Origin of the sequence: Candidatus Accumulibacter contiguus, from assembly GCF_012940005.1 — a bacterium.
Taxonomy (GTDB): domain Bacteria; phylum Pseudomonadota; class Gammaproteobacteria; order Burkholderiales; family Rhodocyclaceae; genus Accumulibacter; species Accumulibacter contiguus.
In genome coordinates, this window is sequence record NZ_SPMX01000026.1 from 1 (window position 1) to 14,304 (window position 14,304).

Annotated in this window: 15 protein-coding genes and 6 pseudogenes; 12 read left to right on the plus strand and 9 right to left on the minus strand. The window is 62.3% G+C overall.

The genetic code is table 11. The annotated features are described in order from the left end of the window. From E4Q08_RS26105 to E4Q08_RS10680, 3 genes are all read left to right on the plus strand, one after another. Positions 1 to 171: ISAzo13-like element transposase-related protein (locus E4Q08_RS26105; RefSeq protein ID WP_443984450.1), on the plus strand; the 171-nt coding region annotated here is incomplete at its 5' end. Beyond that, the gene (locus E4Q08_RS25310) at positions 116 to 367 is read left to right on the plus strand and encodes an ISAzo13-like element transposase-related protein (protein WP_169070380.1); all 252 of its coding nucleotides are present in this window, start codon (positions 116 to 118) and stop codon (positions 365 to 367) included. The genes E4Q08_RS26105 and E4Q08_RS25310, both read left to right, overlap by 56 nt. Positions 368 to 384: 17 nt before the next feature. Then, entirely contained in the window at positions 385 to 756 is a 372-nt protein-coding gene (locus E4Q08_RS10680) for a hypothetical protein (RefSeq protein ID WP_169070381.1), read from the plus strand. 87 nt (positions 757 to 843) lie between these two features. Here the strand turns inward: E4Q08_RS10680 and E4Q08_RS10685 are convergent, their stop codons facing one another. Continuing rightward, positions 844 to 1,440, minus strand: coding sequence for a hypothetical protein (locus tag E4Q08_RS10685; protein ID WP_169070382.1), 597 nt, complete (start codon positions 1,438 to 1,440; stop codon positions 844 to 846). A gap of 220 nt (positions 1,441 to 1,660) precedes the next feature. Between E4Q08_RS10685 and E4Q08_RS24650 the strand changes: the two are divergent. After that, positions 1,661 to 1,882, plus strand: a pseudogene (locus E4Q08_RS24650) (ISNCY-like element ISAtsp9 family transposase); the annotation flags it as partial. Here E4Q08_RS24650 and E4Q08_RS10690 read toward each other — a convergent pair. Beyond that, positions 1,793 to 3,289: a hypothetical protein gene (locus E4Q08_RS10690; protein WP_308240110.1), complete on the minus strand. Its 1,497-nt coding sequence runs from the start codon at positions 3,287 to 3,289 to the stop codon at positions 1,793 to 1,795. The pseudogene E4Q08_RS24650 and the gene E4Q08_RS10690 sit on opposite strands and share 90 nt — an antisense overlap. Positions 3,290 to 3,414: 125 nt before the next feature. On the opposite strand from E4Q08_RS10690, the gene E4Q08_RS10695 reads away from it, so the two are divergent. Further along, positions 3,415 to 4,887, plus strand: coding sequence for a patatin-like phospholipase family protein (locus tag E4Q08_RS10695; protein WP_169070384.1), 1,473 nt, complete (start codon positions 3,415 to 3,417; stop codon positions 4,885 to 4,887). Between the two features lie 193 nt (positions 4,888 to 5,080). Here E4Q08_RS10695 and E4Q08_RS10700 read toward each other — a convergent pair whose 3' ends face one another. Further along, the gene (locus E4Q08_RS10700; protein WP_169070379.1) at positions 5,081 to 5,407 is read right to left on the minus strand and encodes a hypothetical protein; all 327 of its coding nucleotides are present in this window, start codon (positions 5,405 to 5,407) and stop codon (positions 5,081 to 5,083) included. A 107-nt stretch (positions 5,408 to 5,514) separates the two neighbouring features. After that, positions 5,515 to 5,607, minus strand: a pseudogene (locus tag E4Q08_RS26485) (transposase); the annotation flags it as partial. 526 nt (positions 5,608 to 6,133) lie between these two features. Here E4Q08_RS26485 and E4Q08_RS10710 point away from each other — a divergent pair. After that, positions 6,134 to 6,415, plus strand: a complete 282-nt coding sequence (locus E4Q08_RS10710) for a hypothetical protein (protein WP_169070385.1) — start codon at positions 6,134 to 6,136, stop codon at positions 6,413 to 6,415. On the opposite strand, the gene E4Q08_RS10715 is transcribed toward E4Q08_RS10710, so the two are convergent. Continuing rightward, positions 6,388 to 7,179 carry an NAD-dependent epimerase/dehydratase family protein gene (locus E4Q08_RS10715; RefSeq protein WP_169070386.1) on the minus strand — a complete coding sequence of 264 codons (792 nt, stop codon included), beginning with the start codon at positions 7,177 to 7,179 and terminating at the stop codon, positions 6,388 to 6,390. The two genes, E4Q08_RS10710 and E4Q08_RS10715, sit on opposite strands and share 28 nt — an antisense overlap. 247 nt (positions 7,180 to 7,426) lie before the next feature. Here E4Q08_RS10715 and E4Q08_RS10720 point away from each other — a divergent pair. Next, positions 7,427 to 7,705: pseudogene (locus tag E4Q08_RS10720) on the plus strand (OsmC family peroxiredoxin); the annotation flags it as partial. Between the two features lie 62 nt (positions 7,706 to 7,767). Here the strand turns inward: E4Q08_RS10720 and E4Q08_RS10725 are convergent. Continuing rightward, positions 7,768 to 8,496 carry a formylglycine-generating enzyme family protein gene (locus tag E4Q08_RS10725; protein ID WP_169070388.1) on the minus strand — a complete coding sequence of 243 codons (729 nt, stop codon included), beginning with the start codon at positions 8,494 to 8,496 and terminating at the stop codon, positions 7,768 to 7,770. 373 nt (positions 8,497 to 8,869) lie between these two features. On the opposite strand from E4Q08_RS10725, the gene E4Q08_RS10730 reads away from it, so the two are divergent. Then, the gene (locus tag E4Q08_RS10730; RefSeq protein WP_169070389.1) at positions 8,870 to 9,427 is read left to right on the plus strand and encodes a septal ring lytic transglycosylase RlpA family protein; all 558 of its coding nucleotides are present in this window, start codon (positions 8,870 to 8,872) and stop codon (positions 9,425 to 9,427) included. Between the two features lie 68 nt (positions 9,428 to 9,495). On the opposite strand, the pseudogene E4Q08_RS25735 reads toward E4Q08_RS10730, so the two are convergent. Both E4Q08_RS25735 and E4Q08_RS10740 read right to left on the minus strand, forming a co-directional pair. Next, positions 9,496 to 9,744 (minus strand): annotated as a pseudogene (locus tag E4Q08_RS25735) (hypothetical protein); the annotation flags it as partial. Between the two features lie 30 nt (positions 9,745 to 9,774). Continuing rightward, entirely contained in the window at positions 9,775 to 10,332 is a 558-nt protein-coding gene (locus E4Q08_RS10740) for a hypothetical protein (protein ID WP_034913244.1), read from the minus strand. 545 nt (positions 10,333 to 10,877) lie between these two features. Between E4Q08_RS10740 and E4Q08_RS10745 the strand changes: the two are divergent. The 4 genes and pseudogenes from E4Q08_RS10745 to E4Q08_RS10760 form a co-directional block, all read left to right on the plus strand. Next, positions 10,878 to 11,388: pseudogene (locus E4Q08_RS10745) on the plus strand (CoA-transferase); the annotation flags it as partial. Positions 11,389 to 11,400: 12 nt separating this feature from the next. Beyond that, on the plus strand, positions 11,401 to 12,594 hold the full coding sequence (locus tag E4Q08_RS10750; protein ID WP_169070390.1) for an MFS transporter: 1,194 nt from the start codon (positions 11,401 to 11,403) through the stop codon (positions 12,592 to 12,594). A gap of 192 nt (positions 12,595 to 12,786) precedes the next feature. Further along, positions 12,787 to 13,017, plus strand: a complete 231-nt coding sequence (locus tag E4Q08_RS10755; protein WP_034909459.1) for a type II toxin-antitoxin system Phd/YefM family antitoxin — start codon at positions 12,787 to 12,789, stop codon at positions 13,015 to 13,017. Between the two features lies 1 nt (position 13,018). Beyond that, the gene (locus E4Q08_RS10760; RefSeq protein WP_169070391.1) at positions 13,019 to 13,417 is read left to right on the plus strand and encodes a PIN domain-containing protein; all 399 of its coding nucleotides are present in this window, start codon (positions 13,019 to 13,021) and stop codon (positions 13,415 to 13,417) included. Positions 13,418 to 13,688: 271 nt separating this feature from the next. On the opposite strand, the pseudogene E4Q08_RS10765 reads toward E4Q08_RS10760, so the two are convergent. Beyond that, a pseudogene (locus tag E4Q08_RS10765) lies at positions 13,689 to 14,285 on the minus strand (DEAD/DEAH box helicase); the annotation flags it as partial. Between the last annotated feature and the right edge of the window lie 19 nt (positions 14,286 to 14,304).

The window sequence follows — 14,304 nt, forward strand, 5'->3', positions numbered from 1 at the left end:
AGCAACCCCTCACGCTCGCCGTTGTTTCAGCAGGACTTGCAAGCGCTTGCCAATCGGCTCAAGCTGGAAATTCGGATCGCCCACTTCCCGCCGTATTGCTCCAAGCACAATCCGATTGAGCACCGCGTCTTCCCCCCATGTCACGCGCGCTTGCGAAGGCGTCGTATTTGAAAGCGTGCCTCTGGTCAAACAACTGATCGAGCGTACCCAGACTCGAACTGGACTTCAGGTCACCGTCGATATTATCGATCGCGTCTACGAAACCGGACGGAAAGCGGCGCTTGATCTCAAGGCATCCCTGCGCATCGTCGCCGATGCACTACTGCCCCCATGGAATTACACCATCCTGCCAAATTCAACAGCATAAAACCGGGAAGTTATTTCGTGGGCGTTCCTTGGCTAGAAACGCAGAAAGATCGGCTGAAACAGAACCGTCTCCAGGACGTCGTCGACGAACTGCACCGATTCGGCGAGGACGACACCGTTCCCGATGACAACGCTCCGGTGCGCGCGGCGCATCGCTATCTCACCAATCGCCCGGGACAGTTCAACTATCAAGACGCGCTCCTGGCCGAGCTGCCAATAGGTTCCGGTGAAATCGAAAGTGCACACCGTTACGTCATCCAGGACCGTCTCAAACGGGCTGGCGCTTGGTGGAAACTGAAAAACGCCAAGCACATGTTGGCGCTGCGTGTCTGCCGTGCCAACCAGGAGTGGGACAGCTATTGGCAGTCCAGACGACAACAGGCGGCCTGATCCACAGTCGCACTTCCAATTGCACCCCTCAGCCCCTGGGCATCGGCGACCGTCACCAGAAACAGGTACAATGCCGCCGCTGGCGGATCACAGCGCTCGATGTGCCGCTCGCGTACCAGGCGGTGGTCGAGCCAACTGAAATGAATCGGAATCTGCCGGATCCGCTCCGGACAAAGAACGCGCTTGATGGTCATCACCATTCCTTCCCGCCAAGATGTCATTCCCCAGTTCTACCAGCCGGCGGGCACTCCTGGCAATGTCATCCTGTAACGTAGTGCCGGTAAAGTGAGCAATAAAGCCAATCAAAACAGCCGCTTGATCGAGGAAGATATCTGGTAACACAGCTTGCCGTACCTCTTGAGGATCTTCAGTGATTTCAATCGGTTGCGCCATGAAGACATCTTGTAACGCAATCGGATCTACTGCCGCTGCCACTCCCTGGCCTTTCGGCCGTTGCCAGTACCTCGGATGGGCCGCTCGCCAGGCCTTCACCCGCGCGACGTTCTCGGCACCACGGAAGTAGTCCAGGTTCTCCGTTTTGGCCAGCCAGGCCCGCCGACTGGCGGCCTTGCTCTCCTGCCGGCACGCCGGCGCCGAACAGTATTTCTGGTGTCTCGCGTTCCTCGCATCGGCGACGAAGCATGCGTGGCAAAACAGACAGTTGCGCTCTTCTGTTCGCACCATGACGGCCCTCTCATCCCGCTAAAAAATGCGGCGCAAAAGCGCGCTGCACAGCACACTATGAGCGGATAGGGACGGAAAGAAAGCGAAGAACGAAGAAGACCGAAGAGCGAGGAAGAAGAGGCAAAAAGACCTTCAGATAAAAGCCATCGAAGAAGATCGACGAAGAAAGCCCAGGACTTTCAAACCGCCAAATTTAGATGACTTTCAGAACGCCGCTGACACAGACACCTATCGCTATGTCAGCGACGTGCCCTTGCGTAATCAGGACGAGGCGCTGACGGTCCAGTGGTGCGAACTCACCACCACCCGCGCAGACGGCACGATCCTCTACCACAACGCTTTCGCCACCTCGCTACCCATCGACGACGAGCAGGTCGCAGAGATCGTCGCCCCCGGCCGTGCCAGATGGAAAATCGAGAACGAAAACAACAACATCCTTAAGGTGTTTTTCGAGAAAGCTGTCGTAGCTACGCGTGGCCTCCAGCACCTCGCCTTCGGCGGCGCGCAGCTTGCGCAAGCGTTCGAGATACATCGCCTCGGTCTCCAGTTGCTGGCTCAGCAGAGCCTGCCTCTGCCCGATCAGGGCCTGCAGCGTCTCGTGCAGGGAATCCGTCTGTTCGGGCGGAAGTCCGGCGGCGAGTTCGGCGGCGGCTGCCGGACCGTTGGCGACACGCGCCGCCTCGTCGAGGTAGCGCAGACGCCGTACGTTGACTTCGGCAATCCGCTGCGCGAGTTCGCGCGCCTTGCGTTCGTAGACCTTCAGGTCCGGCAGCGCCTGCCGGTGCGCGAGCAGCAGCGGGCCGAGTCCCGCACTGAGCGCGCTGATTTCCGTTGCCGCCTGTTCGCGCCGGTGATTGGCCCGGATCCGTTCGCCCAGCTGCACCGCCAGCGCCTGTTCCTTCTCCAGCGTAGCGAGGGGCCGCGTGACCGCATTCAGATCTCTGGCGAGTACGAGATTCTGCTCGGCGAAGGCCGCCAGGGTCGGGCCCAGACCGGCCGCGGTCTGCAGCATGCGCTCCGCTGCGCGTTCTGCCTTCCTTGCCTGCTCCACCCGCCAGGCGCTGTTCAGCGCCTTCAGGGTGCCGACCCGCTGGCCGATGCGATCGATCTTGACCGTCTTCTCGTCGCGTGTCGCGCCGAGGAGATCCCATTTCATCGGCAGGCTGAGCAGCTCCTGATCAAGCGCCTGAATCAGGGTGCTCAGCGCGACATAGCGGGTTTCCGCGCTCCAGCGCCTGGCCTCGGTCAGCATCTCCGGCCCGTCGGCAGCGGGTGCACTCTGCAGTGCGGCAGCAATCGCCCGCTGCTGCTCCTGGGCCGTCGCGAGATCCTGGCGAATTGCCGTCAGCCGGTTTTCCTGATAGGCCAGTTGCCGCTCGATGTCGGCGCGCAGGGCCTGCACCGCCGCCAGATCGGCTTCCTCTCGCTTGAGATCACGGGCGATCTGCACACCTGTCGGTTCAGCGTCGTCGGGCCTCGCTGACGGCGGATCCGCACTCTTCAAGGCGGCGGTCCGCTGGCGGACGAGATCGGTCTCCTGGGGCGCCGTTCGCATGGTTTCCGCGAAAGTGTCGGTGCGTGCAGTGTGGGCGTCGATTTTCTTGAGGTTGCTCAGGGCGTCGTGGTAGAGGGCAATGAGACCGGCGCGACCCTTGGCGTCGAGCTCGGGGTTGCCTTCGGCCTCGCTGATTTTGGCCTGCAGCACATCGGCCGTCACCAGCAGTGGCGGCGCGCCGCGACCGCCCGTTTGCGCCGCGGCCCGGTCGAGCGCCAACGCACCAAGCCACAGGACGAGGACAATCAGAAAGGAGTGGATAGCGGCTTGCATGGTTTTCGACATGGATCGCATCCTGGCACAGGCAAGCCGGTCGGCCAATCGGCAAACCGGTGATCGGTTTGTTCAGCTCAGCGGGCGATTGTCGCGAAATAGGAAGGGGGTAGAATCGGACTTTCTCTATCCGCTGGCCCGAACCGATGACTCTGTTTCGTACCCCACTCCTGCTGGCTGCTGTGTTGTTGCTCGCGCTCGGTGGCTGTGCCAGCCGCCCGATCAACCCGCCGATTACAAAGGCCGACCCGCGCACGGGTTACCGCTTCGATACGCGCCAGGCGCATGGCATGCACAAGGAAAACTTGGTCGTCCTCGCGTTCTCGGGCGGCGGCACACGCGCTGCTGCCTTTTCGTACGGCGTCCTGGAGTTCCTTCGGCGTACCGAGGTGACGGGACCGGACGGCAACACCGTGCGCCTGCTCGATGCCGTCGACATCATCACCGGCGTCTCGGGTGGCAGCTTCACCGCGCTGGCCTACGGCCTTTACGGCGACAAGCTGTTCTCCGACTACGAGCAACGCTTCCTGAAGCGCGATGTGCAGGGCGAAATCATCGCCCGTACCTTCAGCCCGAGCAACTGGGGGGCCCTGTGGTCGCTGGGCTGGGGTCGTTCCGAACTGGCCGCCCAGTTGTACGACGAGATCCTCTTCGATGGCGCCACCTTCGGCGACCTGGATCGCGGCCGTGGCCCGCTGATCCTGGCGTCGGCCACCGACATCTCGACCGGCGCGCGTTTTGTTTTCAACCAGAGCACTTTCGATGTCATCTGTTCGGATCTCAATGCCGTGCCACTGTCGCGTGCCGCTGCCGCGTCGTCGGCCGTGCCGGTGGTGCTCTCGCCGGTGACGATCAACAACTATGGCGGCACCTGCGATACGCGGCTGCCCCCCTGGATGCAACTGTTCGCCAACGCCACGGAACCTCCCCGGCCAGCGGCGCGGGCGATCCGCTCGCTGAAGGATATGCAGGCCTACGGCGACGGCGTCCACCGGCCCTACCTGCACCTCGTGGACGGCGGTGTCTCCGACAACGTCGGCATGCGCTCGGTGCTCGACTCGCTGGAGATCTCGCAGGCCCTGCACGAGGCTGGCGCACCAACGCCGCTCGACCGCGCGCGCCGGATCATCGTCTTCATCGTCAACTCACTCTCTTCGCCGCCGACCAACTGGGACGAATCCGAAGCCCCGCCCGGCACCGTGAACATCCTGCTGAAGTCGGCCGGCGTGCCGATCGACCGCTACTCGTACGAAGCGGTCGAACTGCTGCGAGACATGGCTGCGCGCTGGCAGACCTTGCGCCTGATTGGCGGGTCGGCGGCAATGGCCACCAACAAGGATCCCGTGGTCGCCGCCGCGCTGCGCGTGCCGAACGCCGAGATCTACGCCATCGACGTGTCATTCCCGGCACTGAAGGACAAGGATGAACTCGCCTATCTGAATCAGCAACCGACGTCCTTTGTGCTGCCAGACGAGGCCGTCGATCGCCTGCGGGCCGCAGCCGGAACGATCATCATGGACTCGCCGGAATTCCAGCGCCTGCTGAAGGACGTCGGGGCGAGGATCGTCACTGACTCGCCGCGCCCCGCGGTGCCGAAGATGGAGTCCGCCGCGAAGTAAGGTTAGGAAATCCAACGGCACCGACGAGAATATATGAGCCTTCATCAAGCAGCGTCAATCTCGAATTTGGCCCCGGGATCCTCTAAAAAGTCATCCGAATCCCGCCCCGCACGAGTCGTCCCACGACGGGCGATGACGGCTCGTCTCGCTTCAGTCTGGACCTTTGCGCATGGCTACTTCCTTCCCGCACCTACTAGGCGATACGCTGGTCGAATTGGAACTCCGGCGCCGGTTGAGCCTGCGGGTCGTCTTCGCCCATGGTAGCGTCGAGCCTCTCCCAGAGCGGCGGCGCACGGGCGGGCATCAGGCGTGGCGGCGAGGTCGGCTCGCCCAGATGGGTCAGGATGTCGCGCACGGCGCAGGCGTCGGTGAGGAAGGCGATGATTCGCATCTCGCCGCCGCAGCGTGGGCAGACGAGCGGCAAGACCTCATCGATCCGCGCGAGCAGCAGCGCCCAGACGTAGCGGGCGGCGCGACGCAGGAGTGCTTCCTCTTCTCCCGGTGCTTCCTCTGTCCCCATGGACGACGGGTTGGGCGCGGGTTGATCTGCGAAGCGGTTGTGGCGATGGGCTCAGGTGGATCAGTCGCTGCTGCACGCGGCGTACTGTCCGGCACGCCGGCAAGCGCGGTGACCTGTACGCGTAGCGGTGCGTTGGCTGCCAGTACGCCGTGGTACCGATGCCGATGTCGGCGCGGCGGCGGAATCAGCGCCGCCAGACGCTCGAACCGTTCGAGCGGCGTGAGCATCAGGCTCGCCCGATTGTGGGGCATACCGGTAGTGGCCAATGTTTCGGGCTTGGGACGGACGTTTATCGCCGGCGCTTAACACCCATCAGTTTATATGTACTATTTGAGGCTATGCAAATGACACGCTGAGGAGGCGATCGAGATGGGTTCAGTGCGAACGTTGGCGGACGAGATCCGGAAAGGGATGGAGGGGATGATGCCCTGGTTGCGGAAGACGGTGCTCAAGAAGTTGCCGCGAATACGGCGGTATTGGCGGCGATGCTGCCGCTGGACTTGGCGCGTGAGGATATGCGGCAGCAATGGCTACGACGCCTCCTGTCGACGGGTGAGCTGCGCAGTGATCGCGAGTTGGAGCCTTTTGCCCGAGAATCTCTGCAGATGGCCAGTAGTAGCGGTCAGACGGTCCTCCTGTCGATGGACCAAACGGATCTGTCGATTCAAATCGCGCGGCTTTGGATGGGAGAAGACCCACCTCGAACAGGCGGATCGCCTGGACAAGATGCTGCTGATCATGGCCCTGGCTTTGCACTGGTGTGTCCGCATTGGCCGTCAGGATCAACTGGAGTGCCCGACCCCTCTGGAAAAGAAAGCCCAGGAGCAGACCTCGGACGAGCACTGGAGTGTAAAGAAAATGCTCCGTAGTCGTCTCTCCTGGTTCAACCGGGGTCTGAGAAAGCTCTATCGGCTTGTCGAGAGCGGCTTGCCATTGCCTGCATTTTCGGCGTCTCCATATCATCTCTGCCGTAAGGCGGCTCAATTGCCCCAGGCTTCGATGACCTGATCGAGCCCTGCCCGGTAGTCAGGAAACTTCGGCTTCCATCCCGGCACGCGCGGCGTCGGTGTTCGAGGTGGCATCGGGAGAGCGGCTTGCTGCATGTGCTCTTCGCAAATGATCACTCTGGCCAGCGGCTTCGACCACAATGGCAGATGCAGTGGGGCTCGCCGCCCGACGCGATTCGCAAACGCATCCATCAGCCGCATGAACGAAGCCGCGACACCATCGGTAGCGTAGAGTATTTTTCCGACGTTTCGTGGTCTGGCTGCGGCGAGCAGCGCAGAGGCGGCATCGAACTGATGGAGGTGATACTGCGGTGCATCGGGTGGCCCAGACCAGTACGGCCGCCAGAGACTAAAGGCAGTGCGATAGGCGCGCAGATCATCGCTCTCCGGGCCGTACAGATAGCCGAGGCGCACGACACAGGCAGGTGCCTGACTCGACAGGACCAGCGCTTCGCATTCGAGGATGGCCTCGACCGAAGATCGCAGCGGTTCGTGCAGCTTGGCCCCATGCTCGACGGCATGCACGAAGGCGAAACTGGCGTGGACTAGTATTGGCGAGGCCCCAGCGCTGGCAGAGCGTACCGCGCGGTGGGTTCCGGCCAGCGTCAGGCGGGCGAAGTCCTTCCAGGCATGGCCGTCGTGCAGGAGCGTGTTTGCCTGCTGTCCAGCAAGGTTGATGTGGATGTTTTCGATGGCGCCCGTCGCCCGCTGCCGCTCGAGGATGGCCTCTAACTCGGAGCACGTTCCGGTGGTCGATATTTTCATGGCCTCGTTTCAAGGTTACAGGGGACTGGTCACCAGTTCCTGGCAGACCTCTGGCGCCGGTCGGTAGCGAGTACGTCGGTGGGGTAGGATCGTATTGGGCCCTCGCGAGAGTCATGCGTCTGCGCAGTGTGCACGTTTGCATGGCTCACCCGTGCTGTCGGTGCGATAGCAAACAGACGGTGCTTCCGTGCGCCGCTAGACTTGCTTGGCAAGCCAGCTGCCAAACCCGGTAAAAAGGAGAAAGAACATGATTGAAAAGACCGCCAGCGTTCATTGGGAAGGCCAGGGCAAGAAGGGCCTGGGCACGATCAGCACCGAGACCGGTGCGCTGAACCAATACCCCTATGGTTTTGCCAGCCGCTTCGAGGATGCCCGAGCCGGCACCAACCCCGAGGAAATTCTTGCTGCAGCTCACGCTGCCTGCTTCACGATGGCGTTTTCGTTCGCCTGTGAGAAAGCGGGATTGGCGACTACCAACGTGGATACCACGGCCAGTGTGCGTCTGTCCAAACAGAGCGAAGGTTTTGTCAGCTTGACCGCCTTTTTCATTGGCGGCGGATGGCTGGACGATCGGTAGAAAACCGCGGGTCAGCGAATTGGACCAGACGACACCAGACGAAAACCGGCGTTATCGACCCGCTCGCTGGGGTCGTTCCAGTTGCGTTCGGCGCTGCGCACGGCGTCGGGGTTGCCATACCACGATCCCCCTCGCAGGACGCGGGCGTCGCCACTGGTATCGGCCTCGGCCTGCTGCGGGTGGTCGTGCTTGTTGAGACACCATTCCCAGACGTTGCCGGCCAGGTCGAGCACGCCTTCTTTCGAGGCGCCCTGCGGATAGGCGCCAACCTCAGTGGTGTGCTCGAGCTTCTGGCCGCCGGGGCTATCCCAGGTCTCGTTGATGTTGGCGTAGCCCGTGCTGTAATCGTCGCCCCAGGGAAAGGCACGCCCATCGCGGCCGCGGGCCGCACGTTCCCATTCCTCTTCGCTCGGCAGTCGCACGGTGTAGCCGAGTTGCTCGCTGAGCCAACGACTGAACGCCACAGCCTCGTACCAGTTGACGCTGGTGCATGGCCGTGTCGCCTGCGGCCAGCGCGACTCTTGTGGCTGCGTGCGCTCGATTCCTTGCCACCAGCGCTCGTCGTCATAGCCGCCGGCGTCGATGAAGGCCTGGTAGCGCACATTGGTAACCGGGTAGCGTGCCATATAGAAAGTCGGCAGCGAGCGGCTCTTTCCTTCCTGGTAGATATAGTCGCCGCCGGGGATTTCGACCCAATCGATGTCGGGCAGCGCACGGGGTGGGGCGGGAAAAGTAGTCATGGTCAGGCGTACTCGTTGGGATGGGTGAGCCCGATCATACCCGCAGTCCATCTTCTTGTTTGCGCGCTACCGTACAGAATGAATCGAATTCAATCCATATCCTTGTGACCGTAAATGCTGAACTTGCAGGCAAGGCGATCTCGACCAACCACAACAAAGGGCGGCGATCTACCTCTACCGGCGAGATGGCGTTTGATCCGGCTGTTGGCGTATCGCGACAGATAGGCGTTTTTGAGGATGTGGTACACCTTCGCCCGCTTACCACATCGCCTTTGCCGACGAGACGATTGACGCGACTCTGGGCCTGTGACGCAAATCGATGTCAAGTCCGGCGCGCCCAATCACCATCACCCCCTCAAGGAGCATTGACAACATGCCGAAGTTCTCCCGATTCAATAGATCCGCCATGTTTGTGATCGTCTGGAGCGTCGGCGTCGGCGCGATTTTGTTGGCACCCCATGCTCATGCCGTAGGGAGCCCCGCACCACAGGAACCGGTGTCGTCACGGCATGCCAAGGCGCTAGCCAGGCCCAACCCTGATCTGTCGGGCCATAAGCGAGTTGGTGAAGCTTCGTTCTATTCGAAAAAGTCTACAGGTAAAAAGATGGCGGACGGCACTGCAATGAGGCCGCACGGTAGCAACGCGGCAAGCAAGACGCTACCGCTCGGCACCACCGCCAAGGTCACCAACATCGACACCGGACAGAGCGCGGTCGTCACCATTCAAGACCGTGGGCCGCATGTGAATGGGCGGATAGTGGATCTCTCGCCGTCCACGGCGCAGAAGATCGGGATCACGCGAGACGAAGGCGTGGCCAAGGTGGAGGTCGCCCCAATCTCGGTCCCGATGCCGGACGGCAGTGTGAAATCCGGCGTCGCGGCACAGGACACCAAGACAGACGCGCGCCCCTCCAGCGTTCGAGCCAAGTGACGATCTGAGTATGAGTCCTGAGTTTCCCGCCTAAGCGGCCGTGAACTATCGGGGGGTGCGCAAGCGGATCACCGCCAACGGTCATGCCGGACTGACCGACAGACAGCACGGTCATTGGCGACCACCCCAGGATGGATCAGGATGCCGCCGAGCAGCCCGGCGGGTCGTCGCAATCGTCCGCCACCAGAATAGCCCTTGCTGTCGAGGATATCGACCGTCCCGTCGCTGAAGTGCAGGTCGATGTCGAGGACAAGGGCTTTCCTGATCTTTCCCTCGTTCCTGAGTTTTTCCAAGGCGATGGCCATGTTGTTGAAGTAGCAGAAGCCCCACGAGTCGTGAACGAGGAACTACAGGCCAAGCCGTCCCTGCGCCCTGAACGCCTTGTCGAGCAACTCGGAACCCCATGCCTGCAGGTGGTCGACAGCGCCTGACGCATAGCCGGCCGGTTGTACTCCGGTGGCGTCCCGCCAGATTCCTGCTACCTCGGACGGCGTGAGCAGACGGGCCAAGCCATCCGCGAACTGCAGCGTCGCCTGGAATTCATCCGGCCAGTGATTGCCCGAAGCATAACGATACCCAACGTAGGAAATTTCGTGCAATGCGTCGCGCGCTTCGAGCGCCGACCACAATTCGTCAGCGGCGCAAGCAAAGGCACTGCCATCCGGCAGCGGTAGCAGCTTGGCCGAACGCTCCTGCCGATTCGCGATGCGCAAAGAGAAGCCAAGCATGTGGAGCCCTTTCTCCCGCAACGCGGGAAGAACTCTGTTCTCAATCAGCCAGGAATCGACGTGGCAGGTTCCCGCCATGATCAGCCGAAGGAATTCGCCATCACCAGCGCTCGCCGATCGGGCCTGAGACAGGAGTGAGCCGGCGCTTTGTGGCCAGTCGAGGGTCAATATGTTCATGGATTTCTCCGTCAGGTCAGCCGCCGATAGGGGACGACGGAAGGTTTCCGAGTAGCGCGATTGTAGGGCCGAATCCGATTGCCAGGTAGCCTCGCGACTGCCGATAGCTGCGTGAGTTGCCCGCATGGTCACTGTTTGCCGAGAAGAGTTACAACCAGCATTGAGTCCGTCCTGGCGTGCACTTGCAGGCGTCGACCGCGAACAGGGGATGGACGAGTCAAACGCTGGTTCGGGAATCCGGTCGTGCCAGGGGCCCGGTTCGAAGTCGGGTGCACAGCGCCGAAGGGGCGACTGCCAGGTATTGGGAGTATCCTGTTGCAAGGTAGACCTGAGCACGCGGGTGGAGCTTCATCGACCCGTCTCGGCGCGCTGATGTTGCTGTTGGTGGGCGTCGGGGCATCGGCAGCAACGCTCACGCTGTCAAGCAATCGTACTGGTCGGCTTGGCGACCGCGGCGACGCGGCAAGTACCGCCGCGCTGATACTCCCGTCGCTCAGGCCTTCAGCGCGGAATCAAATCATGAACGTGATCGGGAGGAAATAGGCATGCGCAGCAAGATCGTTACCGCCGACGAAGCGATCGCCCTGATCCGCGACGGCGATACCCTGGCCAGTACCGGCTTCGTCCAGACCGGCTTCACCGAGGCCTTGCTGTCGGCACTCGAGCACTGCTTCCTCACCACCGGCAGCCCAAGGAACCTGGCCTTGTTCGCCGCCGCCGGCCAGGGCGACGGCAAGACCCTGGGGCTCAATCACCTGGGCCACGAGGGGCTGTTGCGCCGGGTGGTGGCCGGCCACTGGGGCCGCATGCCGACGGTGGCGAAACTGGCACTCGACAACCGCATCCAGGCGTACAACCTGCCCCAGGGAATCATCTGCCAGCTGTTCCGGAATCTGGCACAGCAACGGCATCGTCATAGCCCAGGTCGAACGGATCGCCGAGCACAGCGGGCTGCCGCCACGCCAGGTCAAGATTCCGGGCATTCTGGTCGATTGCGTGGTCGTGGCTGAACCGGCCCAGCACATGCAGACCCTGGCCACCCAGTACAACGCCGCCTAAGCCGGACTGATGTTCAAGGCCCTGGGTGCACTACCGCGCACGGTCTGGCTGATCGGCTTGATCAGCCTGGTCAACGACGGTGCGAGCGAAATGCTCTATCCACTGGTACCGCTCTACCTGTCATCGGTACTGATGGCCGGACCGCGCGCCATGGGAATCATCGAGGGTGTCGCCGAAGCGACGGCCAGCCTGCTCAAGCTCTTTTCCGGCGTGATCGTCGATCGCACCCGCCGCGCCAAGCCATGGATCGTTTTCGGCTACGGCTTGGCAGGCCTCGGACGGCCGCTGATCGCCTTCGTCAGCAGTTGGCCGTGGCTGCTGGCGATCCGCTTTGCAGATCGTGTTGGCAAGGGTCTGCGCAGTTCGCCGCGCGATGCACTGCTCGCTGCCAGCGTCGACGACGGACACCGTGGCCTGGCCTTCGGAGTACACCGGGCGATGGACAACGCGGGGGCGGTGGTCGGTCCACTGGTGGCAGCGCTGCTGCTGGCGTCGGAGGTAGCGCTTAGGGACATCTTTTTGTGGTCGGTGATTCCGGCGGTCGGGTGTCTTGCCCTGACCTTGATGATTCACGAACCGCCGACCCGGGAGCCGCTCGATCACAGCTCCTTCGATTGGCGTCTCGCTGGAATGCCGCCAGTCTTCAAGCGCTATCTGGTCGTTGTCGCCCTGTTCACCCTGGGCAACTCATCCAACATGTTCCTGCTGCTGCGCGCGCGGCAACTCGGCGTTCCCGAGGCACAGATCCCGCTGCTCTGGGCGGCCGTCTCGGCAGTGGCGATGATCTTCTCGACGCCGCTGTCCGCCCTCTCCGATCGAGTGGGCCGCGTGCGCCTGCTGGCGGGCGGCTACGTGGCCTACGGCTTCTTCTACGTTGGCCTGGGCCTGATCGCCGACGACGGTGTGCTGCTGTTCGCGCTCTTTGCGTTCTACGGCCTGTTCATGGCGGCGACCGAGGGTGTGGAAAAGGCGCTGGTGGCAGACATTGCCCCCGCTGCGCGCCGGGGGTCGGCTTTCGGGTGGTTCAATCTGACGGCAGGCGCCTTCCTGCTGCCTGCCTCGATGATGTTTGGCTGGCTCTACGAAACGGCTTCCCCGTTGGCCGCGTTCTTGCTGTCCGGCGCCTGCGCATTCCTGGCGGCGGGCTTGCTGCTGTGCTGGCTTCGACGCGAGCGACCTGCAGCGGGCAAGGCGCCGGGATGACGCCGACCGAGCCTGCTCCTGGCGCCTTGCCGCGCCCGGCGAGTCAGGCGCGCGAGTGCATGGGGCGGGGTCTGGCAGGTCTGGGGCGGGAATGGCAGCCCACGGGAATATTCTGACATCCCGTGCAAACGAGGATTGACATCGCCTCATCGAAGGGTATTATGACCACTTGGTCATAATTTAAGGTTGATGATGCGTACTGTCCAAGTCGCCGAAGCCAAAGCAAAATTCTCCGCGCTCCTTGCCGCCGTCGAAGCCGGGGAGGAAATCTCCATCACTCGCCATGGCAAAATCGTGGCGCGCATCGTGCCAGACACCCCGCGTATGGCCGCGGATGTCTTCCGATCCTGCTGGGAAGATACGGATGTCGACTTGGAAGCCCCGGCAGACATGCTCCCGGAGCCGACTCCGGATTGGGATTGACATGCGCTACCTGCTTGACACCAACATTTTTATCGCAGGCATGAAGGGCGTGGAACAGATACGCAACAAACTGGAAACAACGCCTCTGTCCGAACTCATACTCTCGCCCGTAGTGTTGGGTGAACTGGGGCACGGCGTGGAAAAAAGCCTGCATCGAGAGAAAAACGCCGCACGCCTCGCCCGCATGGTGGACGGACTCCAACTCGTCGCCTTGGACGCCGGAACCAGCCGTCATTACGGCATCATTCGGGAGACGCTGGAACGTCAGGGCATGCCCATTGGCGCCAATGATTATTGGATTGCAGCCCAGGCAGTGGCTTTACGTGCTGTGCTAGTCACGGACAACCTGCGCGAGTTCTCCAGAGTGCCGGGGCTTATGGTTGAGAATTGGTTGGCTTAAACGCGTAGCAATCCTGGTCTGCTCCTACGCCTCTGCACGAGATCCATGAGGAGGCATTCCCCCGCAGGAATTGTCTCTACGCATACCTCCCGATCCGGAGTCGCCGACCTGGCTTTCGAGAACAATGTCGAAGCCTTGATGCTGGTTCGCCGCTTTGATCGACGGGGAGAAGATGTTCAAGAAAATTCTGATCGCCAACCGTGGCGAGACGACCACCGAGCCGTTGCGCACATAGGTACGTCCGCGCGGCAGGCGGTTCTCGTAGTCACTGCGAGAGGAGGAAGAACGGCGGACCAAACTCACGCTGGAAGGCTTCGGCCAGCGACTGGCGCGCCTTCACCGGTGTTCCGCCATGCAGCACCAGGCCTGGTCGGCCAAAGATCTCCTGCAGGAATCCCGCCAGCGGGCCGGTCATCTCCTGGAACTGGGTGAACACCAGGACTTTCTCCTGGCGCGCCGCGATGGCTTCGGCCAATTCACGCAGGCGCGAGAACTTGCCGCTGTCGCCGGGTGCGTAGGCGCCGTCACCGAGCCATTGCGAGGGGTGGTTGCAGATCTGCTTGAAGCGCATCAGGAAGGCGAGCACCACGCCGCGTCGCTGGATGCCGTCGAGCGTTTCGATCTGCTGCGCCAGCGTCGCCACCGACTCCTGGTAGAGGGCGGCCTGCATCCGGGTCAGCGGGCAGTAGGCCTTGAGTTCGGTTTTGTCGGGCAGATCAGCGATGATCTGCCGGTCGCTCTTCAGACGCCGCAGAATGTAGGGCTGCACGAGCTTGCGCAGCGGCGCGTAACCGGCCTGCTGGTCCTCTGCGAGGCGGCGCGCGAATCGGCTGAACGCCTGCGCTGAGCCGAGCAGTCCCGGACAGATGATCAAGGAGACGCCGGGT